Below are 26,024 nucleotides of genomic sequence, written 5' to 3'. Positions count from 1 at the left end.
TTCATGAAAAAAATGTTATTTATGCTGGCGGTTTGTTTATGTATGATCCCTGCAGACGTCTATGCCGCTGATCTGGGACGGCAGACGTTAGGAACAAATGACGGCTGGGGAGCCGCTTCCGGCGGGACAACCGGCGGCGCGAAAGCCTCTTCATCGAATGTATACACCGTATCAAACAGACAGCAGCTCGTTTCCGCATTAGGGGGAAGCGCCAACAGCACGCCAAAGATTATTTACATACAAGGCACAATCAATATGAATACGGACGACCGCAATAAAACACTCGGCTTTAATGATTATAAAGATCCGGCATATGATCCGAACGCCTATCTGAAGGCGTACGACCCGGACAAATGGGGGAAAAAAGCGCCGTCAGGCACCCAGGAAGACGCCAGACAGCGATCGCAAAAAAAACAGAAGGCACGGGTCGTGATTGACATTCCTTCAAATACGACGATCATTGGCTCGGGTTCAAATGCCAAAGTGACAGGCGGAAGTTTTAATATAAAGAACGGCGTCGACAATGTCATCATCCGCAACATTGAATTTCAAGACGCTTACGACTATTTTCCGCAATGGGACCCGACGGACGGCAGCAGCGGCAACTGGAACTCGGAATATGACAATATCACCATTAACGGCGCGACGCACATCTGGATCGATCATTGCACCTTTAATGACGGATCGAATCCCGACAGCGGTTTTCCCTACTATTACGGGAGAAAATATCAGCACCATGACGGCCAGACGGATATAGCCAACGGGGCGAATTATATTACATTGTCCTATAATAAATATCATGACCATGACAAAGGCTCCGTCATCGGAAACAGCGACAGCAAGACGTCGGATGAGGGAAAACTGAAGGTGACCCTTCACCATAACTATTACCAGAACATCGTCCAGCGCGCGCCGCGGGTCCGGTACGGGCAGGTTCATATTTATAATAATTTTTACGCAGGCTCTAAAAGCGCGGCATACCCGTTCAGCTATGCGTGGGGCGCGGGCCACGCGTCGAAAATATATGCCCAGAATAATGTTTTTGAAGTGCCGGGACTGGCTGCTGATAAAGTCATCAGCGTCTTCAGCGGCGGAAAAGCGCTTCATGAAGACGGCACTCTTTTAAACGGCTCCTCCATTAACGCGTCAGCCGCCAACGGATTAAGTCAGTCCGTCGGCTGGACACCGTCATTGCACGGTTCCATTGGCTCATCATCAAATGTAAAATCAGATGTTATATCTAAAGCTGGGTCGGGCATATTAAAATAATAAACAAGAAGCACAAAGGAAAATATTCCTTTGTGTTTTTTAATTAACAAAAACGTTTATTAACTTAGTTAAGTAGTAAAATGGGATAGGGGATGGAAGACAACAAAATAGGAGGAGACCTGTAATGGCTTCAGAAAAAGACGCAAAAAAACAGCAGGCAGTAAAAATCATTCCTTTGCTTATTACTGTTGCTGTGGGATTAATCATTTGGTTTATTCCCGCGCCGTCCGGACTTGAACCTAAAGCATGGCATTTGTTCGCTATTTTTGTCGCAACAATTATCGGCTTTATCTCCAAGCCCTTGCCAATGGGCGCAATTGCAATTTTTGCATTGGCAGTCACCGCGTTAACGGGAACGCTATCTATTGAAAATACGTTAAGCGGATTTGGAAACAAGACAATCTGGCTGATTGTCATCGCCTTTTTTATTTCCCGGGGATTTATCAAAACCGGGCTCGGCGCCAGGATTTCTTACGTATTCGTACAACGGTTCGGGAAGAAAACACTCGGCCTTTCTTATTCACTGCTTTTCAGTGATTTAATTTTATCACCTGCCATTCCGAGCAACACGGCACGGGCGGGCGGCATTATTTTTCCTATTATCAGATCATTATCCGAAACTTTCGGATCAACGCCGGCAGACGGAACAGAGCGGAAAATCGGCGCTTTCTTATTAAAAACCGGTTTTCAAGGAAACTTGATTACGTCTGCGATGTTTTTGACGGCAATGGCGGCGAACCCGCTGATCGCCAAGCTGGCCCACGATGTCGCAGGGGTGGACATCACATGGACAAGCTGGGCAATCGCGGCCATTGTACCGGGATTGGCGAGCTTAATCATTACGCCGCTCGTCATTTATAAGCTGTATCCGCCGGAAATTAAAGAAACACCGGATGCGGCTAAAATCGCAACGGAAAAATTGAAAGAAATGGGTCCGTTTAAAAAATCCGAACTCTCCATGGTCATCGTCTTTTTATTGGTGCTTGCGCTGTGGATTTTCGGAGGAAGCTTAAATATTGACGCAACGACGACGGCCCTGATCGGATTATCCGTTTTGCTTTTGTCACAGGTATTAACATGGGAGGACATCAAAAAGGAACAAGGTGCATGGGATACGCTGACTTGGTTCGCGGCGCTTGTGATGCTGGCGAATTTCCTGAATGAGCTCGGTATGGTGTCTTGGTTCAGCAATATGATGAAATCTTCTGTTTCCGGTTTTTCATGGATTGTGGCATTTATGATTCTGATTGTCGTGTATTATTACACGCATTACTTCTTTGCGAGCGCAACCGCGCATATCAGCGCCATGTATGCGGCATTTCTCGCCGTCATCGTGGCGGCAGGCGCTCCGCCTCTGTTGGCGGCGCTCAGCTTGGCGTTTTTCAGCAACCTTTTCGGTTCGACGACGCATTACGGCTCAGGAGCGGCTCCGGTCTTTTTCGGAGCGGGCTATATATCGCAAAGCAAATGGTGGTCCATCGGCTTTATCCTGTCAATCGTCCATATTGTGACATGGCTTGTGATCGGCGGATTATGGTGGAAAGTATTAGGGTTATGGTAGAAGAAAAAAGGCAGACCTGAGTCTGCCTTTTTTTATTTCTGTAAGGAAGGGGAAGGGCCTGCACATGATGACTCCAGTGCGAATAGAATATGGCCGGGGTGATAATATGAGCAGCGGCCGTAATCAATACATGATATTGAAACAGAAACCTTACAAATATATGAGCAGACATATGAAACGCCGGTATGAACAATTACCATGTGAACTTGAAAGACCGGAAACAGGGACGGAAAAACGGTTTCCGTCTTCAGATGAAAACCGATCTGCCTTGTGCGTACCCGGGCTGCGAGGTCCCGAAGGCAAAAGAGGACCCGCCGGCTCCCGCGGTCCGCAAGGGGAGGCGGGTCCGCCCGGTCCCCCGGGGCCTGAGGGTCCGCCGGGAGCGGTTCCTGCGGTAGCTTTTCAAAATACAGCAGACCAGATGATGATTCCGTTAGAAGGAACACCGATAAACGTGTTAAGCGCAGTGATAGCCGCGCCGACAGATCAATTTGTGAAAACGGATGCCGTCATACAAGTAAACGTGGAATTAGATCCGCTCGCGTCTCATTTCTCATTGGTCTTAGCTGTCGATCTGCAAAGAAATGGCGTATCGATACAAACACAGAGACAAGAGCGGAACCTCTTTTCTTCAGGCGGACAAATCATAGGAATTCCTTTTACGTACATCGACGAAATGAAGGCGGATGAAACAGCCGCGTACCAGCTCTATTTATCCGTCCTTTCTTCGAATTACGTAACACAAGTCGCAGCGGCAAACCGCTCCCTCATTGCGACGGGATTCCCCATTCAAGGATCGGATTAAGGTGATGAAAAGAAATCACCTTTTTTATTTAGGTTGTCAAAACACAGCCCGTATTAATATGCTGTCTTAATAAGTAAGACGGTCAACAACGGGAAGGAGAGGGAAAAAGATTGAATGAATAATCCGATTATAAACGGAAGCTTTGAAACCGGTACATTAGCGGGGTGGAGTTCGGCAAATACTCAGATTAACAGTTTGTTTGCACATTCAGGGAGATATTCTGCGCAATTTATTGGAGCTCAGCCATATGCTTACCTCAGTCAAATCGTTCCAATTTCAGCCAAGTCAGTGACTCTATTCGTATCACTCGCAACGCTCGGAAATGAGCCAAGTCCCCAAGTAACTCTCCAGATCAACTATGTCAGCGCAGCAGGTGAACAAATCAGTTCCATTCAAGAAAATATTACACCCGGAAATTTGCCGAACGTGCTCTTCCACACATGGTCTGAAATCTATAAAACAAGCAGTGTGCCTTCTGGCGCGGCCTCTGCCGTCATTGTATTAAGTAAGGTTTCTTCCGGCACGGTTTTAATAGACGACGTTTCATTGGCGCAAACCGGGGGTGAACCTGGCGTAACAGGAATAACAGGTCCCACTGGAGTGACGGGCCCCACAGGAGTGACTGGAGCAAGAGGAGCGACTGGTGTAACAGGAGCAAGAGGAGCAACCGGAACCACGGGCTCAACCGGAGTGACTGGAGCAAGAGGAGCGACTGGTGTAACAGGAGCAAGAGGAGCAACCGGAACCACGGGCTCAACCGGAGTGACTGGAGCAAGAGGAGCGACTGGTGTAACAGGAGCAAGAGGAGCAACCGGAACCACGGGCTCAACCGGAGTGACTGGAGCAAGAGGAACAACTGGCTTGACTGGTGCAACAGGCCCAACCGGATCGACAGGACCAACTGGTTCAACCGGTTCAACAGGAGTTACTGGTGTAACTGGTCCAACAGGAGAAACTGGAGCGACGGGTGCATCCGGGGCGACCGGCGCAACCGGTGCAACGGGAGTAACAGGCCCAACTGGTGTAACTGGTTCAACAGGAGAAACCGGAGCGACCGGTGTAACTGGCTCAACCGGTCAAACTGGAGTAACTGGGGCGACGGGAGAAACCGGCTCAACGGGAGCAACCGGAGAAACCGGAACCACGGGCTCAACCGGGCCAACAGGTGTAACAGGATCAACTGGGATAACCGGCTCAACCGGAGTAACCGGTCCAACAGGAGTAACCGGTCCAACCGGCCCAACTGGAGTAACAGGAGCGACTGGAGTAACAGGAGCGACTGGTGTAACTGGGGCAACCGGAATAACAGGTCCAACCGGGCCAACAGGGTCGACAGGTTCAACTGGTTCAACCGGAGAAAACGGTGTAACAGGATCAACCGGCCCAACCGGAGCAACTGGTGTGACTGGCCCGACTGGGGTCACGGGAGCGACAGGAGAAACCGGTGCGACGGGGATAACAGGAGCGACTGGCTCAACCGGAGTGACTGGCTCAACCGGAGTGACTGGAGCAACTGGTGTAACAGGATCAACCGGCCCAACCGGGGCAACGGGGGTAACTGGAGAAATCGGCTCAACGGGAGAGACCGGTCCAACCGGATCAACAGGTTCAACCGGAGAAACCGGAGCGACTGGTGTAACAGGGTCAACAGGAATAACCGGTGTAACTGGAGCAACAGGAGTAACCGGGGCAATGGGAGAAACTGGCCCAACGGGAGAAACTGGCCCAACAGGAGAAACCGGCGCAACCGGTGTAACGGGAGAAATCGGCCCAACAGGCTCAACCGGACCAACCGGAGAAACGGGTGCAACAGGATCGACAGGCCCAACCGGCGCAACAGGGCCAACAGGAGTAACCGGAACCACGGGATCAACAGGAGCGACCGGCGCAACAGGCCCAACTGGTATAACCGGAGCAACGGGAACAACAGGAGCGACTGGGGTAACGGGTGTAACCGGATCAACCGGCCCAACGGGAGAGGCCGGTCCAACGGGATCAACAGGTGCAACTGGAGTGACTGGGGCAACCGGAGTAACTGGCTCGACCGGGGATACCGGAGCTACTGGCTCAACCGGAGTGACTGGAGCAACAGGAGTAACAGGCCCAACCGGAGTAACGGGATCGACAGGCTCAACCGGCACAACCGGTGTAACGGGAGAAACCGGCGCAACCGGAGCAACGGGTCCAACTGGTGTAACGGGGATAACTGGTGTAACGGGATCAACTGGAGTAACAGGTTCAACCGGAGTAACAGGCCCAACTGGTGTAACTGGATCGACAGGCCCAACCGGCTCAACGGGCTCAACGGGCTCAACGGGAGCAACCGGAGTAACGGGAGCAACCGGGATCACCGGCGTCACCGGAGCGACCGGGGCAACTGGAGCGACCGGGGTAATCGGAGCGACAGTGATAACGGGAGTAACCGGAGATACTGGAGCGACCGGAGTAACAGGAGCAACCGGAGATACTGGATCTACCGGAATAACGGGAGCCACCGGAGTAACAGGCGCCACCGGAGTAACAGGCGCTACCGGAGTAACTGGGGATACTGGAGCTACCGGGATAACGGGCACGACCGGAGTAACGGGAGCGACAGGAATAACAGGTGCAACCGGGGTAACGGGGGCAACCGGGGTAACAGGCATAACCGGAGCGATTGGAGTAACCGGAGCGACTGGAGTAACCGGGGATACTGGAGCAACTGGGATAACAGGAGCCACCGGCGCCACCGGAGCAACAGGAGCAACAGGAGTAACGGGCTCGACCGGAGAAATCGGCGCCACCGGAGTAACGGGAGCCACGGGAGTAACAGGAGTAACGGGAGCCACCGGGATAACGGGAGCCACGGGAGTAACAGGAGCTACCGGAGTAACAGGAGCCACCGGGATAACGGGATCAACAGGAGTAACAGGGATAACGGGATCAACAGGAGTAACAGGGATAACGGGATCAACAGGAGTAACAGGGATAACGGGAGCGACAGGAATAACAGGAGCAACCGGGATCACCGGAGCGACAGGAATAACGGGATCAACTGGAGATACTGGAGCCACCGGAGTAACAGGAGCAACCGGGGTAACGGGATCAACAGGAGCAACCGGGATCACCGGAGCCACTGGAATAACCGGAGCAACAGGAGCGACAGGAATAACGGGAGCCACCGGAGTAACCGGAGTAACAGGAGCGACCGGAGTAACAGGAGTAACCGGAGTAACGGGATCAACTGGAGTAACAGGAGCCACCGGAGTAACAGGAGCGACCGGAGTAACAGGCTCGACCGGAGCAACCGGAGATACTGGATCTACCGGAATAACGGGTGCAACCGGAGTAACGGGAGCCACAGGTGCAACTGGGGTAACGGGAACAACCGGAATAACCGGCGCCACCGGAGTAACGGGAGTAACCGGGGCCACGGGAGTAACAGGCGCAACAGGAGCAGGCGCAATCATTCCTTTTGCTTCTGGTCTCCCAACTGCCGTGACGACCATTGCCGGCGGATTAATCGGAACGGTGAGCCTTGTCGGGTTCGGCAATTCTGTGACGGGCGTCAATGTCGGAGGGGGAGGTGCAATTGATCTTACCGGGGCTGGAGGAACTCTGCTGAACTTTGCTTTTTCGGCTCCGAGAAGCGGAACCATTACATCAATTGCCGCCTATTTCAGTACAACCGCAGCATTGTCGCTTGTCGGCTCGACTGTTACGATAACCGCACAATTATACAGTTCCACAGTGCCGAACAATACGTTCACGCCGATTCCCGGAGCATCCGTCACTTTAGCTCCTCCCCTCACCGGCGTATTGTCAATCGGCAGCATCAGCAACGGAATCACGACAGGGCTGAACATTGCGGTAACTCCTCAAACCCGGCTGTTAATGGTATTCTCCGCCACTGCGACAGGCCTTTCGCTTATTAATACAGTGGCGGGATATGCAAGCGCGGGAGTTACGATTTCTTAAGTGAAAACGGCCAGACTGGTGCGGATCATCTAAGCTTGGAGAAGATATCACTTTTTCTTCAAGCTTTTTTGTTTTTACGTCTTTTTGGGTAAATAAAGGCTGACGGGAATTCCCCGACAGCCGGCAGAAGTATTTACAAGCCTTCTGAAGTTAATCAGTATCTTAATGAAGACGTTTTTAGTGAGTTCGAATCATCCGTTGTGCCGGCAGTGTGAATCATCATCGAAACAGCGGTGCCCTCATCCGGGGTGCTGGTGATCGTCAATTCACTTCCGCAAAAATGCTTCAGCCGCCGATTGATATTTTTCAGGCCGACACTGCGATTAACATCAGAAGACAAAATATCTTTCTGTATGCCCGGCATGATGCCGGTTCCATTATCCTCCACTTTGATAAAATACGTGTTTTCGCCTTGTTTTTTCGCTGTCAGCTTTATCCGTCCGCCGCCTCTTTTCTTACTGATCCCGTGATGAACGGCGTTTTCCACCAATGGCTGTATCATTAAAGGCGGAAGGGGGAAGTCAATGTCCTGTTCAATATCAAAAAGGATATCAAGCCGTTTGCCGAAGCGTGTTTTTTCTATAGAAAGATATGACGTAATGATAGAAAGTTCGTTTCTGAATGAGCTGATGTCCGAAGTGTTTTGAAAATCAAAACTCATCCTTAAATAGTTTGTAAATGCAGCAGTGGTTTCCCGTGCTTTTTCAATATCCAAATGGCTGAGCGCGATGATCGTATTTAATACGTTGTAAAGAAAATGAGGCTTAATCTGCGACTGAAGAAATGCCATTTCTAAATTTGTGGCTTGGTGAGCCGTATGCTTCATCAAAATTAAATTTTTAATACGCGCGGTGAATTCAGAGTAATGATAAGGCTTTTGTAAGATGTCGTTTGCTCCGGCATGAAACGCCTTGTATTTGTCATGGCTGATAATGGCTGCCGTAACGATAAGAACCGGCAGATCGACCATGCTGAATCTTTCGCGGATGTTTGTGCAGACTTCAAAACCCGTCATGTCGGGCATCATCAAGTCTAATATGACCAAGTCAAGCTTCGAGGAAGAGACAGCTTGAAGCGCCTCTTTTCCGCTTTTTACTGCGATTACGTTATAAGGAACACCTTCCAGCATATCAGTTAAAATTTTCAAACTCTCGATGTTATCGTCGACGATCAGAATCGTCGGAGCATCGATTTTTTCTGAGTAATAAGGCGTGACCAGCGAAATATCCGACATTCTCTGCCCGGGATGTGATTCAGGAAGTTCGGTCTTTGCTTCCGGTAAAGAATCAATTTGAGCGGCGGGTAACGTAAAATGAAAGGCTGATCCTTGCGCCGCCGCTGACTCCGCCCAGATGTCCCCGTTTTGGAGCTTGACGAGCTGTTTCACAATACTTAAACCTAAACCCGTTCCATCTTCTTCCGTCCCTCCCGCTTGCTGAAAAGAATCAAAAATGGTTTCAAGATCAGCCTCAGGAATGCCGCTGCCGGTATCGGCCACCGTGATTTGAATCATTTTGTCATTCAGGCTTTCAGCAGAAAGAATAATGTTCCCCTCGGATGTGTACTTGATTGCGTTTTCAATAAGATTGGTTAAGATTTGCCGGAATCGGTTTTCATCTGCAAGCACCAAAGGGAGGCCGTCCGGCACATGATTAAGAATGGCAAGTTTTTTATGTTTGGATAAAAGCCGGTAGAAGTTCATCTCACTGCATATGACGGCATGCACATCGACGGGAACCGGACGAATCTGCAGCATACCCTGCTTCATTTTTTCCAAATCAAGAATATCATTTACGAGATCAGAAAGTCTGTAGCCCATACGGATGATCAGCTGCATATTTTCTTTCTCTTCCTCTATCGTCTTCTTTTTTCTGCCGGCTACAAGGGTTTGGCATATATTAATAATGCTGTTCAGCGGCGTCTTGAATTCGTGTGAAGTTTTGGCGATAAATTCATCTTTCAGTTGGTCGATTTTGACTAATTTCCGTGAGAGGACTTCATTGTCCCGGAAAGCTCCGGCGAATTGCTGCGCCATCAGAAGAACCACCGCCAATAAAGCGATGACTGTCGGCAATGAATAGAGCGAATTAAAAGAAAAAGCCGTTTTGCCGCTGTAAGCTGAAATGGTCGTAAGAATTACAAAAGCGCTCATCGAGACGGATGCGAGTGTAAGGTACGTGCTTCCTTTTATTTTTCTTATGGCGGCAATCGTAAAAATATATGTAATATAAAACAGAGTCGTAACGGCAAGAACAGAATGTAAAATGTATGAGAGATGGTCAATGAAACTTCCGGACATAAAATCAGTGATCAAGATGGTCCCGGATAAAGCGGTTAAAATGGTGATCGTCGTTTTTGAGACAATTTCTCTGTATGCATAAAAGAGATAAAGAAAAACCGCCATGCTGACAAGCACGGTTGAGATGATACGCAAGGAATTCAGCAATGAAAATGAAATAGACGGAAAGAGGAGAAAGATAATTCTTTCTTTCCCGATCATAAGAATAATGGCAGAAAAAAGCAGACACATCACGGAAAAGAACAATAAATGTTTATCCTTTGTCCGTTGCAGAAAAAAGCCGAGAAAATATATACCGGTAATGAAAAAAGCTGTAATCATAATGGAATCATTGAAAAAGGAAATTTGATTCTCGCGTATAATTTGTTCCTGAGTCCCAAACGTTATCGGTTTTGCGATCCCCCAGCCGGGAACTTTTCCGAAATTCGAAAAATGCAGGACAAGTTCATTGTCACCCTTGCGAAGCCTGAAAAAGCTGCTGTACGGTTTGTTCTGCGCCTTAAAATCAGCTTTTTCTGTAGGATTGCCGCTCTGTCCGATTACTTTTCCATTAAGATAAAGGCGGTTTGAACTGTAGATATAAGATGTGCTGATCCCCAAAACCTGATTGTCTTCATTTGAGCGGATTGTCAGTTTGTACGTTCCGTAATCCACGTCGGCCGTTTTTCCGAACAGCTTCACATTGACGGGGACATCAACGAGTACGGGATTTTTTCCTTTTGCTGAATGAAGAGCCTGCGGTGATAGCATCTGATTTGGATATAGAATCCATTTCCCGTTCAGCTGGACATTTCCATCCTTTTGAAAATCCCACTTTTCCAGATTGATCACGCCCTGTTCAGCTTGAGGGAGGGATGATCCTGAAAAATAATTCAGGACCATAAAAATCATAAAGAAAGCGGCATAGCCGCAAATAATCGAAATCGAAATAAATTTTTCTTTCACATCATTACTCCTTTATCCCATTCAGGGGCATTCTATTATCCTATGTAATGTATAAATATTGTAATCACAAACGTTATAATACAACAAGAGAAAGAAAAAGAATCCAACTATATAGGGCATTAGGCATGGTATAATTGAAATTATTTTCAGATATATCTATATTGACGGGTGGGATGCGGTTTGAAAGCGTTAATTGTGGATGATGAGGAACTGGCATTGCTTCATTTTAATCGTATGCTTGAGCGGACAAACGCCTTTCAATCTATTATAACGTTTCAAGATCCGGCGGAAGTTCTGGAGCATTCGGAGCTTTCAGCAGCTGATGCGGTGTTTCTTGACATTGAAATGCCCGGGATAAACGGTATTGAGCTTGCTGAATCGATTCAGGAGCTCAATGAAAATATTCAAGTTATTTTTATCACCGCTTATAATGAATTCGCGATCAAAGCGTTTGAATTAAATGCTGTCGATTATCTTTTAAAACCGGTTGACAATGCCAGGCTGCTGACAACTGTTGAGCGAATCCGAATGAATAAAAAACTCAGGACGGCAGAAGAGAATACCGGGACGGATTATGTTATACAATGTTTTGGGAACCTGGACTTTTATCAATCGGTAAATGGTGTCAAAACATACATAACAGTCAAGTGGAGAACATCCAAAGCCCGTGAACTGTATGCATTTTTACTTCTTAATCAAGGGCGCACAGTCAGTAAAGACATGCTGATGGAAATGTTTTGGCCTGCTTATGATATATCAAAAGCAAGCACCCAGCTCTATTCGACAATATATCAGATACGGAAATTAATCGGTCAGCTGCCCTTCAGCCAATCAATAGAAAATACCGATATAGGATACATTCTCCGGCTTTCCGGAGTAAAGGTTGATACAGTTGAATGGGAAAAAACATTAAAAGAGGCTCCTCCGCTCAGCGCAGCTGCACTAACCTGGCACATGAACATTGTCATGTCATATAAGAACCATTACTTCATGGAGAATGGCTATCTGTGGGCGGAGCCGGAAAAAGCGCGTCTTGCCCATCTGTGGCTCAGCAAAGCGTACGAACTGATTGGTTTTCTCATCCAAGAGAAGAACGATCATCAAGCGATGGACATTTGCCTGCAGGTTGAGAAAATAGAGCCCGGTGACGATAAAATTATACAATACAAACTGCAGTTATTTAATAAACTGGGAAAGGTAGAAGAGGCGATAAAGGAATACGAACGCTATAAACAATTGAAGGATAAAATCAATTGACGATTGAATGACCGGACCGGCTGATGCCGGTCTTTTTTTGTGCGCTATTTCTGAAATGATCCCATGTACAGAATTTGTATAGGCCGATTTCATACAATGTAGTTTGGTTCGGATAAGGAGAATCCCATGCTTACCGGCTTGTTCGAACGTAAGTCTATATAAAAGGGGAGGAATAAGACTTGGGAGTGAGGAACTTTTCGTTCAGCCCGAAAAAAAGCAAAAGGCTGAGGCCGGCATTGATTTCATGCTTCACGCTGTTTTTCATCTTCAGCCAGGTTGTCAGCTTTACTCCGATCGCAGCCGCTTCCGGATCACAACAAAGCGAGAGCGGGTTCTTTGATTCAGTTGCAGTCAAAGACGGCAGACAGCAGACTGTTGACGGGTCAAAAGCCAGTGAACCGGCTTTAGCACCGGGAGATAAAGTGACACTGACATACGAATGGTCACTAAAAAACAAGGAAGATGCAAGTGACCGGAATATCACCATAAAGGTTCCGGAAAGTTTTACATTAGATAACGATGAAGGTGAGCTGACATCAGCTGATCGGGTGATCGGTATATATAAAGCTGAAGCAAACAGCAGCACGCTGGAAGTGAAAGTGAATGATGCTGAAGCGGATGCCGGGGATGCCAAAGGCTCCATTACACTGTCGGCGAAGTTTACTCCCGACATAACAGATGAGACGAAAATGGCAAAAGCTCTTTTTCAACTGGATGCCGGCAAGGCCCAGCAGGTGTTAATACCTGTGAAGAACGACGGAACAACGGATTCCGAAACAGAAAAAAACACCTCTTCAACACCTGCTGAACCTCAGGAAAAGACAGAGAAAAAATCAGCATCTGCAGACGGCGGGGAGAAAGCAGAACAGACAACGAAATCAAAACCTTCTGCTAAACGCAGTCAATCAAAAATGGTGATTTCAAGCAAATCTGCCGCTAAAAGCCTTCAATCAGGCGGAAGCCAGATTACGCAAAATATTTTAACTGATGTGAAATTGACGGATGAAAAAGGAAAACCATATGACAAAAACAACCCTGCGAATACGAATTCTCCGGCAAATATCACCATTCAATGGGCGATTCCGAATGAGCTGGGAAAAACAATAAACGACGGTGATCGATATGAATTTGATCTGCCTAAAGAATTTATCATGCATAATGACATTACCAACCAGCCATTGACCGACGGCGATAGTACGTACGGAACTTTTTCCATTAATACGAGCGGCCATGTCATCATGACGTTTAACGGCGAGGTAAAAGAAGATACTAACGTCAAGGGGTCATTGTATGTAAACACCCAATTCCATCAGAAAGAAATAAAAGGATCCACCACACAAAAGATTAAGTTTCCGGTTAACTCTGATACGCCGGACGTAACGGTTTATTTTAAACCGAATGTCAATAAAACCATTGAGAAATCAGGGTCATTGGATAAAGGTATTAATCCCGGAAAGGTAACGTGGACGGTTGATCTTAATAAAAAGGAAGAAGAAGTTAAGAATGCGAAATTGACTGAAAGCCTTCCGGACGAATTGACTTTCCGCTCTGTGAAAGTGTATGAACTTGATGTGAATATTGACGGCTCGGTGAGTCAGGGAAATGAGATAACTTCAGGTTATACTGTTGACGAAAACGGTAATGTCACCTTCGCCGGGACAATTGATTCAGCCTACCGGCTCATATATGACACGGAAATTAAAGATGAGGCAAAGCCGGGTAAAGGCGGAAACATCACGCTGACAAACAAGGCGGCATTCAGCGGAGAAAATGCGGAGCCGATTTCTGCGGAAGCTTCCGTAACAGCGGGTTACGGAAAAATGATAGAAAAATCTTCGACAGGTTATAAAGGAGAAACCCAAACGTTCAGCTGGGCTGTTATGTACAACTACGGTGAGAAAAAGATTGATCAATCCAAAGCCGGCATCAAGGATACGTTCGGATCAGACGATCTGCATCTTGTTCCCGGTTCATTGAAAGTCCTTCCGATTACATTCAGCCAGAACGGCAGCGAACAAGAGGGCGCCCCATTAAAAGAGGGTGAGGATTATACGCTGACTGATAACGGGAACGGCTTTGACATAAAATTCAAGCAAACTGTCACAGGAGCATATAAGATCATTTATCAATCTCAAATCAACGATGGGGTCATTATTGACAGTCCTGTCAAATACACCAACACAGCAGTGACAGATACAGGGGAATCAAAGGAAACTCCGGGAACCGCCATTCAGCAGAATCTGATTAAACATTATTCAAACGCAGACTATGAGAAGAAGACGGTTGATTGGACAATCACAGTTAACAAAAACGGTTACACAATGAAAAACTGGACGCTGGATGATCAATTTACCAGCGGAGGCCTGGCGCTCATTGACGATTCATTTCACATGCAAGACACGACTGATAACAAAACGCTGAAAGAAGGAACAGACTATACATTAACAAAAAAATCCGGAAATCAAGGCTTTACAATAGCATTGATCGGGGATTATGCAGAAACAAACAGTCAGTTTAAGATCACGTATACGACAAAATTCAACGCTGACTTTTCAAACGAAACGATTAAGAATACGGCGGAGTCCACATGGACCGATAAAAACGGCAACAAACGCACAAATAAGGAATCGAGCGGTTTCACACCGAACAATCAGACGTCCCATAACGGATTCAAAAACGGCTCATACAATGCCGTTTCAAAAGAAATCACATGGAAAGTCGGCATCAATTACAATGGCGAACCTTCAAAGAATCCTTATATAAAAGATACGATCACAGATGGTCAGCAATTTTTGCATGGGTCGGTTGCTGTCAAAACGTATACTATCAGCAAAAACGGCTCCATCATTGAAGGAGAGGCGCTGGATTCTTCAAAATATGAAATAGAGGAGCCGTCAGACGGCAACAAAAATACGTTAATCGTACGTCTCAAAACAGATGACGCTGTACCATACCTGATTGAATTTAAAACGTCATTAAAAGGCCAGGTCATCAAACAGAATCAATACACAAACAAAGCAGAGTACTTTAATAATGACCACGCAGACCGAACGCTGACGGGTTCAGTTTCCATCGCAAACGGAGGAAACCTGATTTCTAAAGGCGGCAAACAAAACGGAAACAATATCGATTGGAACATCAATGTCAATGCCAGCCAATCGACACTGGATAACGTAAAAGTCAAAGACACACCGGATGAGAATCAAATAATAGATGAAGATTCTTTTAAAGTATATCAAGCAAAATATAATGAGAACGGCGTTATGAAAGACAGCAGCGGAAATCTTATTCCGGGTGATGTGGAGCTTGAGAAAGATAAGGACTATAAAGTAGATATGAAAACTGACAATGCCACCGGTGAACAATCATTTGTCCTTACCTTTATAGGCGGCTATAAACAAATCGATCGCGCGTATGTCATACAATATCGTTCTCTCATTAATATTTCCGGCAGCAGCGGTCAGGTCAGCAACAAAGTGTCGATATCGGGGACGAATGTTGAGGAGCAGACCCAAGAGAACAACAGCTCAGTGTTTGTCGCCATTTCAAGCGGCGGCGGCTCAGGATCAGGAGAGAAGGGAAGCCTGACGATATCTAAAACAGGATCAGACGGAACATCTCTTTCAGGAGCAGATTTTCAATTATGGTCTAAAGACGGCAAGCAGCTGCTGCGTACGGGCACAACAGACGATGCCGGTAAACTTACGTTTGGGAATATCCGTTACGGAACCTATGTACTGAAAGAAATAAAAGCTCCGGACGGCTACACCATCAGCGATGCTTATGTAAACGGGGTCTCCGTTGCGATTGACGGCAAATCCTCCGCAACGGGAGCATTCTATAAAGTCATAAATCAAAAAAATAAGGTGACGCTTATCAAAAAAGACGAAAACAACAAGCCTTTGGCCGGTGCTGTATTTAAGCTTGAGAAAAAATCAAGCGACGGTACCTATACTCTGATAAAAAATAATATTGAAAGCGATAAAAATGGGAAAGTTGAGATCAACGGTTTGCCCGCCGGATACTATCGGCTGATGGAGACGAAAGCCCCATCAGGGTTTATCGTAAACACAAAAGCCATTCACTTCTCAATCGCAAAGAACGAAAAGAATCAAGTACCTGATGTTGAATTGGGATCAATGGTGAATTATAAAGGAAAAGCCGCATTAACGAAGAAAGATGCAGACGGCGGGAATCTTGAAGGAGCAGTTTTCAAAATCATCGACAGTGATGGTAAAACGGTTCAGAAAGATCTGGTTTCAGATAAGGACGGAAAAATAGAAACATCCGGCCTTGCACCCGGTCACTACGCCTTCATCGAAACGAAAGCGCCCGACGGCTATGTGTTAAATACGGAGAAAGTGGAGTTTACCATCTCAGAATCGGCGGAAGGAAAGCCGGAGTCAACTGACGCAGGAACGGCCGTCAACTATAAAGGCTCTGTCCGGCTGACGAAGGAAGATGCGGAAGGCCGAAACCTTGAAGGTGCAGTCTTCAAAATCGTCGGCAGTGATGGAAACACGGTTAAAGAAGATCTGGTTTCAGATAGTAACGGAAAAGTAGAAACGTCCGGTCTTGCACCGGGGCATTACGCCTTCATCGAAACGAAAGCGCCCGACGGCTATGTGTTAAATACGGAGAAAATAGAGTTTACCATCTCAGAAACAGCGGAAGGAAAGCCGAAGCCGTCTGACGCCGGCACCTTTGTCAACTATCAAGGCTCTGTCCAGCTGATCAAGAAGGATCAAGACGGAAACGTTTTAGACGGTGCAGTATTTAAAATCATTGACAGTGATGGAAAAACCGTAAGAGACGATCTGATGACAAAAGAAGGCGGCAAAATTGACGCCGGCGGTTTGGCGCCCGGAAACTATCAATTTGTTGAAACAAAAGCGCCGGATGGTTATCTGCTGTCAACAACCCCTGTGCCGTTTACGATTAAGGCTGAGAACAGCGGAAAACCGAATCAGGCTGCCCTGACTGCGGTTAACATCAAGAACAGCGTTGTTCTCACAAAATTGGATCAAGGTGACAAACGGAAAGTCCTGCAAGGTGCGAAGTTTAATCTGACAGATGCAAACGGCAAAGTGCTGAGAGAAGGTCTGACGACAGATGAGCACGGACAGATTATCGTACGGGGACTGAAAGCAGGCGAATATCAATTTATCGAAACAAAAGCGCCTGAACTTTACAGTTTGGATCAAACGCCAATATCATTCAAGATCACAAATACCGACATAAAATCAGTCGAAATCAGTGCGGAGAATACACTGACGCCTGGTGATGCCACACTGACAAAAGTGGATCATGACGATAAAAATAAGGTGCTGGAAGGTGCTGAATTCAAGATCACGGATTCTGCCGGACGTCCGGTAAACACCGGCGGCAGCAAAGAACGGCCGGCGGTATGGAAGACGGATCAAAAGGGCCGTTTTACGGTGAAAGGATTAGCGCCCGGGCAGTATCGATTTATCGAAACAAAAGCGCCTGACGGCTATCAGCTGAACGAAAAACCAATTGAATTCACCATTGAAAAAGGACAGTCAAAAGCCGTTGAGGTCGTCGTTTCTAATAAGAAATTAAAAAATCCCGCACCTGGGAAAGACACACCGAATCATCAAACGAATCAAGGCGGGCATCACCCTGATACCAATGGTAAAACCAATCACTCGGATACAGGCAAAAACCTGCCGAAAACCGGTGATACGGACGGTATGATACCGGTCACGGCCGGTATTCTGCTGCTATTAGCCGGCGGAGCCGCGGCTGTTGTATCAAGAAAGAAGAAAGCAAGGAATAGATAGACGTTATCGCACCTGATCATGTAAGAATCGATCAGGTGCTTTTTTAAAAAGAGAATCATTTCTCACCAAATACTCACCGCATGACGTACAAGAAAGGAATTTTCTTCATGGTTAAAAAAATGATCCTTGCCGTTCTTATTTTGTCCGGGCTGCTTCTCATTTCCTCTCCTCTCATGAAAGGCTGTTTGATCGCGTACCTCAGTAAAAGCCAAATTGAATCGGAATTAACCGCAGAACAAGCGAGGAAAAATAACATGAAAAAAGCGGACTATGATTTTGAATCCATTCATCCGCCCGGTTTCAGGGAAACAGTTCAGTCAAGTTTTAATCGCAAACCGAAACCGATAATCGGACGGATAACCATCAGCAGCATCGATTTAGACCTTCCGATTTTAAAAGGCACAACCAATGAAAACCTGCTGATCGGCGCGGCAACTATGCGTCCAGATCAGAAAATGGGCGAGGGAAACTACCCGTTGGCAGGCCACCATCTGAAGCAGGAGAACCTATTGTTCGGCCCTCTTTTACACATAAAAAAAGGCGCGCAAATCGTGATTACCGACTTTAGAAAAGACTATATTTATTCTGTAACATCAAAAACCATGATTTCAGAAATAGAAGCAAACGCAATTCAGGAGACAAAAGATAAAGAGATTACATTAATCACATGCGACAAAGCGGTAAGAACCGAAGGGCGCCTGGCCGTCAAAGGAAAATTGATTGATATTTCTGGTCATTCAAATGTATCTCAGCCATCATAGAGAATCACTCTGTCAACTGAAGATATGTCCGTTGTTAAACATCCCGAGACTGGCTTCTGTCAGTCTTTTTTTTGCGCAGCGATTATAAAAAGTTCATCCTTCTTATCTCTCTTGAGGAAAATTATACCAGACTGCACTTTTTGAAAGAAATGACAAGAGAAAAAGATCACGAAAATTCTCAAAAATGAGAAATAAAGATTTAAAAAGTGGTATGATTTTAGGAGGAAAGGACGGCTGGTGCTGTGTTGGAAGCGAAGCGGTTTTATGTCTCTCTGCAAATGAAAATCGCCGGATTAATTGCGGCTTTATTAATACTTGTCATCGGAACGCTCACAGTTATATTTGCCTTTCAGCAATTAAAGGAAGGGCAGAAGCAGGCTGAACAGCTGGCGGTGCAAACGGCAAAAACCATTTCATACATGCCTCCTGTAAAAGAGGCATTCCGGCTTGCGGATCAAGAAGCTTTTACAAAGTTAGACGTCATTGAACAAATGAAAGAACAGGCAGGCGCGCACGCCGTCTTCATCACTGATCAAAAAGGGCATGTTGCATTTCATTCGGCCCGAAGCAGTATTCCGAAAGAAAATCAAAATCTGCAAAATAAAACCGTCATGTTCGGCGGGTCACCGGTTTCCGACGGAATGAAGGCCGTCCGGGGAAGCGCCCCGGTTATTTTGGAGGAAAAAAATCATAACGAAGTCGTCGGAACGGTAACGGTCGAGTTTTTACAAGATGAGATAGAAAAAGATATGAAAGCGCATCTGCGGCATTTAGGCTATTTTGCATGTTTGGTGTTTCTTATCGGCATCGGGGGAGCGGCGGCGCTCGCAAAAAGCATCCGTAAAGATACACTCGGCCTTGAACCGCATGAAATTGCAGCTCTGTACCGGGAGCGAAATGCGATGCTCCTTGCGATGAAAGAAGGGATTATCGCCGTAAACAAAGAAGGCGCGGTAACCATGATGAATTTATCTGCGGCTGATATGCTGAATCTTCCGGAACCGATGATCGGAAGGCATATAAAAGAAATCATGCCGGGCGCAAATCTCATGCCGGTTTTGGCAGGGGGAGAATTACCGCCGAACGTGGAGGTGCGTGCCGGAGATAAAGTATTTATCTTAAACGTGAAAGAAATGAAGCAGACCGGGCAAGTATACGGAGCGGTAATCAGCTTCCGCGAAAAAACGGAGCTCAAGAAACTGATTAACAAGCTGACTGAAATGAAAAAATACTCGGAGGATCTTCGGGCGCAAACGCATGAATTCTCGAATAAGCTTTACGCGATCCTCGGTCTGTTAGAGCTGGGAGAATATAATGAAGCCATTGAACTGATAAAAGAAGAGTACGCCATCCAGAATGAACAGCACGAAATCCTCTTTCAAAACATTCATTCACAGCGGGTTCAGGCCATACTATTAGGAAAAATGGGAAAGGCGTCTGAGAAGAAAGTAAAGCTTTCAATAGATGAAAACAGCTTTTTAGAATCGCTGCCGGAGCATGTGGGTTCATCCCAGCTCATTACGATCATCGGAAATCTTATTGATAACGCTTTCGAAGCCGTCGCCGAAAAAGAGAAAAAAGAGGTCGCCTTTTTTATGACCGATATCGGCAGGGATATCGTCATCGAAGTGGCGGATTCAGGAGACGGCGTGCCTCAGGAAAAAACAGAAACGATATTTGAAAAGGGCTACTCTTCAAAGGGGACGAGGAGAGGATACGGCTTAGCCAATCTGAAAGAAGCCGTCAGTGAATTGCAGGGATCGATAGAGATTTCGCAGCAAAAGAGCGGCGGTGCCGTATTTACGGTGTTTATACCGAAAGAAAGGCCAAAGGGGGAATCGGTGTGATTAACATCGCGATTGCAGAGGACGACTTTCGAATAGCGCAAATTCACGAAAAATTTATCGAACATCTTGATGGATTCAATGTCATCGGCAAAGCAATCAATGCCAAAGACACCATATCGCTGCTTGAGAAACGGCAGCCTGATCTGCTGCTTTTGGATATTTATATGCCGGATGAGCTGGGGACAGATCTGCTTCCCCTTATCCGCGGCCGTTTTCCTTCCGTTGATATCATCATTATTACGGCTTCTGCCGAAACAAGACTCCTGCAGGAAGCGCTCAGATCAGGCGTTTCCCACTATGTCATAAAGCCGGTGTCGGCACATAAATTTACAGAAGTGCTTTTGCAGTACCGGGAAAAAAGAGAATGGCTGCACTCACAGCCGGAGCTGAGCCAGTCCGTTATCGACATGTTTTTCGGAAGCGGTCAGAAAGAACAAAAACAGCTCAATGATCTGCCGACCGGGATTAACTCGATTACACTTCAAAAAATCAAAAACGCGCTCAGGGAAGCCCAAAAAGGGATGACGGCTGAAGAACTGGGCGAAAAAATGGGCGCCTCCAGAACAACGGCGCGGCGCTACGCCGAGTTTCTCGTTTCTCGGGAAGAAGCGCTCGCTGAATTAGAGTACGGCATTATCGGCAGGCCGGAACGGAAATATTATTTAGCACATGAATAAGGGATGGGAGAAATGAAGCGGTTGGGAGTGCTTCTTGTCATGCTGGCGGCGCTGGTTTCTTTTGACGGACGGCAGATGGCGGGCATCCGTTCAGCTGAAGGGCCGGTTGAAATTGTCGTCCCGGCAGCGCCTCAAGGGGGCTGGGACGTAACGGCAAAAGCGTTGCAATCGGTAATAGAGCGGAAGCAAATATTAGGCCGGCCCGTAAAGATCGTCTATAAACCCGGCGGAGGCGGAGACAGCGGCTGGAAATATGTAAACGAACGAAAAACGGATGTCATCAGTATGAATTCAAGCCTGCTGTTAAGCAATGAAATTTTGGGACAAAGCCGGCTGAAGGCAGCTGATTTTACGCCTTTGGCCATTATCGCAAAAGAGTGGCAGACCGTCGCTCTTCCGAAGGATTCAAAGATAAAAAGCGGAAAGCGGCTGCTCGGCGATATTAAAGCACATCCGGGCGGCATAAAAATCGGATTTGCGCCCGGCCTCGGAAATGATGACCAGCTCTCCTTTGCGAGAGCGGCGGAAATGGCCGAAATTTCTCCGTTTGATATCCGCTTTTTTCAATACGGGAGCAGCAATGAAGTCATTGAAGCTCTTATCAGCCACGAGATAGACGCCGCTTCAATGACCATTTCAGAAGCGAGAGACGCCTATCGGAAAGGGAAAATCACATTGGCGGCCGTTACGTCGGACAAAAGGCTCTCCGGCTTCAGCGATGTGCCGACATGGAAAGAGCAGGGGGTGCCGTTTGTCTTTGCGCACTGGAGAGGCATCATGGGGCCGAAAGACATGACCGAAGGCGAGATCGCCTATTGGGATCAGGCTTTGAAACAGATTACCTCATCCGCGGAGTGGAAGCAAATGTTGAAAAAACGGGATTGGGAGAGCTTTTATAAAAACAGCAGCGGCGCAAAACGCTTTTTAGAAGAGCAGACCGAGTTTTATAAAGAGATGATGAGCAGCGAAAAATAAGCCTTCCGCATATTTGCGGGAGGCTTTTTATTTATAAATGAACAAAATGAACGAAAAGGTTATAAAAAATTAAAAATCTTTAAAATCCAAAATATTTACTTCAATATCCAATTCTCATAAGATAGCAAAAAGGCGGATAAAGGGGATCGGGCCTTTAAAATGTAAGCGTATTCATAATAAGGGGGACATACTGTGTTAGCAATCTTAGGCTTTCTTATGATGCTTGTTTTTATGGTGCTGATTATGACAAAACGGCTTTCAGTGTTAACGGCGCTCGTATTAACGCCGATCGTGTTTGCACTGTTTGCCGGGTTTTCTTTTAACCGGGTCGGCGAGATGATGATTTCCGGGATTGAACAGGTGGCGCCGATTGCAGTTATGATTATGTTTGCGATTCTTTATTTCGGCATTATGATTGATACCGGTTTATTTGATCCGATGGTGTCGCGTATTTTAAAGCTGGTTAAAGGCGACCCGCTCAAAATTGTAGTCGGAACAGCCGTTTTGACCATGCTTGTCGCACTGGACGGAGACGGCTCGACGACGTATATGATTACGACAAGCGCAATGCTGCCTTTGTATATTATGCTCGGAATCCGTCCGATTATTTTAGCGGGAATCGCCGGTGTCGGCATGGGTATCATGAATACGATCCCATGGGGCGGCGCGACGCCGCGTGCGGCGAGTGCGCTCGGCGTTGACCCGGCAGAGCTGACGGGGCCGATGCTGCCTGTCATTGCCAGCGGAATGGTGTGTATGATTGTGGTCGCTTATGTACTCGGAAGGATGGAAAGGAAACGGCTCGGGGTGATCGAATTAAAGCAGCCGTCCCATACAAATGAAACGGCTGCGGCTGCGGAAGATGAATGGAGGCGGCCGAAACTATGGTGGTTCAATTTACTGTTAACGCTTTCTTTAGTGGGATTTTTAGTGTCAGGAAAAGTGAATTTAACCGTGCTGTTCATCATTGCGTTTTGTATCGCGCTGATTGTCAACTATCCGAAGCTTAATGATCAAAGGGAGCGTATTTCAGCCCATTCGAGCAATGTGCTTGCGATCGGTTCGATGATTTTTGCCGCAGGGGTGTTTACCGGAATTTTAACAGGGACGAAGATGGTTGATGAGATGGCCATTTCCCTCGTATCGCTTATTCCGGAACAGATGGGGGGGTTTATTCCGGCGATTGTTGCCTTAACGAGCGGTATCTTTACGTTTCTGATGCCCAATGACGCCTATTTTTACGGCGTGCTGCCCATTTTATCCGAGACCGCCGTGGCGTACGGTGTAGATAAGGTGGAAATCGCCCGCGCTTCGATCATCGGCCAGCCGATTCATATGTTAAGCCCGCTCGTGCCGTCGACGCATTTATTAGTCGGGCTTGCCGGGGTCACCATTGATGAGCACCAGAAGTTTGCGATGAAATGGGCGGTTCTTGCCGTTATCGTCATGACGGCCTTTGCGCTCATCATCGGCGCAATCACGATTTTTTAACATAAAACACCCGGTTCGTCGCACACTAAAGGCATCAGAGGAGGTGCCATGATGAGTGATCCGTTTATGCCGCTTTTTTCAGTGAGAAGCGGCGCCGGTTTTAAAGCGGCGGACGGCGTTTACGGATTGACCGTGCAGATTGCGAATGTTTACTTTATCGAAAATCCCTCAGCTCCGCGGGAAATCATTCTGGTTGACGCGGGAATGCCTCAATCGGCGGAGATGATAACAGAAGAAATGAAACGCCGATTCAAAGAGGGGTATCAGCTGAAGGCGGTCATTTTGACACACGGCCATTTTGATCATGTCGGTGCGATTGAAGAACTGCTTGAGCTTTGGAATGTGCCGGTTTACATTCATGAAAAGGAGCTCCCGTACGTCACGGGGAAAGCAGATTATCCGCCTGCCAGGCCCGATGCGAAAAAAGGGCTTGTCGCAAAGCTGTCACCGCTGTTTCCGCGCCATACGATCCGCATTCCGTCCGTTCAGGCACTGCCTTCAGACGGTACCGTTCCGTTTCTTGAAGAATGGAAATGGGTGCATACGCCCGGCCACACACCCGGCCATATTTCATTATTCCGGGATAAAGACCGCGTTCTGCTTGCCGGTGATGCCGTGATCACTGTTGAACAGGAATCGCTTGCGGACGTTGTCATTCAAAAGCAAGAGCTTCACGGGCCGCCCGCCTATTTTACAGCGGATACGCAGACGGCGGCCGCGTCCGTTCAGAAACTGGCCGAACTGGAGCCGGAAGCGCTTTTGACGGGTCACGGAATTCCGATGACGGGAAAAAACTACCGTGAGGATTTGCTTAAACTGGCTGAAAAATTGCATTCCGTTTTGTAAAACACCTGCGAAAATCACAGGTGTTTTTTCTATGCATTTTCCAGTATGATACAAAAAAACCATTGTGTTCACTCCTAAAAACGATACAATGGGAAACAGATGTAAATTGAAGGAGAGAGTTTTTTGAAACATACGGAAATACTTTGGGATGAGGCGAAGGATTTTATTGATGTCTGCTATCAGGAACTCGGAATGGAATCGCAAATCAACGCGCGTCTTCACGCGATAAAAGATGAGATAGATCGGACGGGAAGTTACGTCCATACGGCGGAAGAGCTTGAACACGGGGCGAAAATGGCGTGGCGCAACAGCAACCGCTGTATCGGGCGTCTGTTCTGGCAATCGCTGAACGTCATTGACCGGCGCGGTGTAAACACGAAAGAAGAGGTGCGCGACGCATTATTTGAACATATTGAAATCGCCACGAACGGCGGAAAAATTAAACCGACGATTACGATTTTCCCTCCTGAGCAGAATGGCGAGAAACAAGTGGAAATCTGGAATCACCAGCTCATCCGCTATGCGGGATATGAGACTGAAAAAGGAAGAGTCGGTGATCCGGCATCATATGAACTGACGGCTGTCTGCGAAAAACTCGGCTGGCGCGGGAAGCGGACCGATTTTGATATTCTGCCGCTGCTTTTCCGGATGAAAGGGGACGGGCAGCCGGTCTGGTATGACCTGCCTCAGACGCTCGTGAAAGAAGTGCCGATCACCCATCCGGATATTGAAGAGTTTGCCGATTTAAATCTCAGATGGTACGGGGTTCCGATTATCGCCGATATGAGGCTTGAAATCGGCGGGCTGTCGTACAACGCGGCGCCTTTTAACGGATGGTATATGGGAACCGAAATCGGCGCAAGGAACCTTGCTGACGAAAAACGGTATGATATGCTCAAAAAAGCCGCTGCAGTCATGGGGATTTCCGCCAGCCTGAATACCGACCTATGGAAAGATCAGGTGCTGGTGGAACTGAATAAGGCAGTGCTCTATTCATACAAAAAACACGGTGTCAGCATTGTCGATCACCATACGGCGGCGAATCAATTTAAACGCTTCGAAGAACAGGAACAAGACGCGGGCAGAAAGCTGACGGGCGACTGGACCTGGCTGATTCCGCCGATCTCGCCGGCTTCCACCCACATTTTCCATAAATCATATGACAATACGATTGTGAAGCCGAATTATTATTATCAGGACAAGCCTTATCAGTAACTGATGGAAAAGGTGCGGTACCCTTTCAGACGGTGTGATTCTTCGATGGTTACGCCTGTGACATTTGAGAAGGGGCTGCCTTTTCTGACTGCTTCGGCAAATTGTTTTAACGACTCTTCAGGACCTTCGGCAAGGATTTCCACCCGGCCGTCATCACGGTTTTTTACCCAGCCAGCTATCTTATGTCTGTCGGCTTCCATCTGGACGAAGTAGCGAAAACCTACGCCCTGAACCCGGCCGTCTGCAATCATATGATATTGAAGCATGGAAAAACCACCTTTTTCTTACTATGATAAAGGAAAGATATGAGATTTC

The 26,024-nt window shown here is 47.2% G+C and carries 15 protein-coding genes and 1 pseudogene; 13 read left to right on the top strand and 3 right to left on the bottom strand.

Annotation, left to right across the window (positions count from 1 at the left end; translation table 11 throughout):
• Positions 1-3: 3 nt before the first annotated feature.
• From BXO87_RS18745 to BXO87_RS18730, 4 genes are all read left to right on the top strand, one after another.
• Complete coding sequence (locus tag BXO87_RS18745) at positions 4-1,269, top strand: pectate lyase (RefSeq protein ID WP_038457252.1); 1,266 nt, start codon at positions 4-6, stop codon at positions 1,267-1,269.
• Between the two features lie 124 nt (positions 1,270-1,393).
• A complete protein-coding gene (locus BXO87_RS18740) occupies positions 1,394-2,830 on the top strand; it encodes an anion permease (protein ID WP_007408966.1) in 1,437 nt (478 codons plus the stop codon).
• A gap of 106 nt (positions 2,831-2,936) precedes the next feature.
• The gene (locus tag BXO87_RS18735; protein WP_038463708.1) at positions 2,937-3,635 is read left to right on the top strand and encodes a hypothetical protein; all 699 of its coding nucleotides are present in this window, start codon (positions 2,937-2,939) and stop codon (positions 3,633-3,635) included.
• 114 nt (positions 3,636-3,749) lie between these two features.
• Positions 3,750-7,592, top strand: a complete 3,843-nt coding sequence (locus BXO87_RS18730) for an NTTRR-F1 domain (RefSeq protein WP_084191238.1) — start codon at positions 3,750-3,752, stop codon at positions 7,590-7,592.
• Positions 7,593-7,746: 154 nt separating this feature from the next.
• Here BXO87_RS18730 and BXO87_RS21115 read toward each other — a convergent pair whose 3' ends face one another.
• Positions 7,747-8,826 carry a response regulator gene (locus BXO87_RS21115; RefSeq protein ID WP_257645095.1) on the bottom strand — a complete coding sequence of 360 codons (1,080 nt, stop codon included), beginning with the start codon at positions 8,824-8,826 and terminating at the stop codon, positions 7,747-7,749.
• Between the two features lie 72 nt (positions 8,827-8,898).
• A pseudogene (locus BXO87_RS21110) lies at positions 8,899-10,212 on the bottom strand (sensor histidine kinase); the annotation flags it as partial.
• An 804-nt stretch (positions 10,213-11,016) separates the two neighbouring features.
• On the opposite strand from BXO87_RS21110, the gene BXO87_RS18720 reads away from it, so the two are divergent.
• The 9 genes from BXO87_RS18720 (at position 11,017) to nosA (ending at position 25,709) form a co-directional block, all read left to right on the top strand.
• A complete protein-coding gene (locus BXO87_RS18720; RefSeq protein WP_038457256.1) occupies positions 11,017-12,093 on the top strand; it encodes a response regulator in 1,077 nt (358 codons plus the stop codon).
• A 179-nt stretch (positions 12,094-12,272) separates the two neighbouring features.
• Entirely contained in the window at positions 12,273-17,897 is a 5,625-nt protein-coding gene (locus tag BXO87_RS18715; RefSeq protein ID WP_038463714.1) for a SpaA isopeptide-forming pilin-related protein, read from the top strand.
• 107 nt (positions 17,898-18,004) lie between these two features.
• Complete coding sequence (locus tag BXO87_RS20900) at positions 18,005-18,658, top strand: class A sortase (protein WP_038463717.1); 654 nt, start codon at positions 18,005-18,007, stop codon at positions 18,656-18,658.
• A 242-nt stretch (positions 18,659-18,900) separates the two neighbouring features.
• The gene (locus BXO87_RS18705; protein ID WP_038463720.1) at positions 18,901-20,505 is read left to right on the top strand and encodes a sensor histidine kinase; all 1,605 of its coding nucleotides are present in this window, start codon (positions 18,901-18,903) and stop codon (positions 20,503-20,505) included.
• The gene (locus BXO87_RS18700) at positions 20,502-21,182 is read left to right on the top strand and encodes a response regulator (RefSeq protein WP_038457261.1); all 681 of its coding nucleotides are present in this window, start codon (positions 20,502-20,504) and stop codon (positions 21,180-21,182) included. Before BXO87_RS18705 ends, BXO87_RS18700 begins: the two co-directional genes overlap by 4 nt.
• Positions 21,183-21,194: 12 nt before the next feature.
• Complete coding sequence (locus BXO87_RS18695; protein WP_038457263.1) at positions 21,195-22,157, top strand: tripartite tricarboxylate transporter substrate binding protein; 963 nt, start codon at positions 21,195-21,197, stop codon at positions 22,155-22,157.
• Between the two features lie 192 nt (positions 22,158-22,349).
• Positions 22,350-23,648 (top strand): Mg(2+)/citrate complex secondary transporter CitM, encoded by a 1,299-nt coding sequence (gene citM, locus BXO87_RS18690; protein WP_007408485.1) that lies wholly within the window; start codon positions 22,350-22,352, stop codon positions 23,646-23,648.
• Positions 23,649-23,699: 51 nt separating this feature from the next.
• The gene (locus BXO87_RS18685; protein ID WP_038457264.1) at positions 23,700-24,494 is read left to right on the top strand and encodes an MBL fold metallo-hydrolase; all 795 of its coding nucleotides are present in this window, start codon (positions 23,700-23,702) and stop codon (positions 24,492-24,494) included.
• A 123-nt stretch (positions 24,495-24,617) separates the two neighbouring features.
• On the top strand, positions 24,618-25,709 hold the full coding sequence (gene nosA / locus BXO87_RS18680) for a nitric oxide synthase (RefSeq protein ID WP_038457266.1): 1,092 nt from the start codon (positions 24,618-24,620) through the stop codon (positions 25,707-25,709).
• Here nosA and BXO87_RS18675 read toward each other — a convergent pair.
• A complete protein-coding gene (locus BXO87_RS18675; RefSeq protein ID WP_032872286.1) occupies positions 25,703-25,975 on the bottom strand; it encodes an acylphosphatase in 273 nt (90 codons plus the stop codon). The two genes, nosA and BXO87_RS18675, sit on opposite strands and share 7 nt — an antisense overlap.
• Positions 25,976-26,024 lie beyond the last annotated feature (49 nt).

It is taken from the genome of Bacillus sp. GZB (genome assembly GCF_001975995.1).
Classification (GTDB): Bacteria; Bacillota; Bacilli; order Bacillales; family Bacillaceae; genus Bacillus; species Bacillus velezensis.
This window is presented reverse-complemented; position numbering and strand designations above follow the sequence as displayed.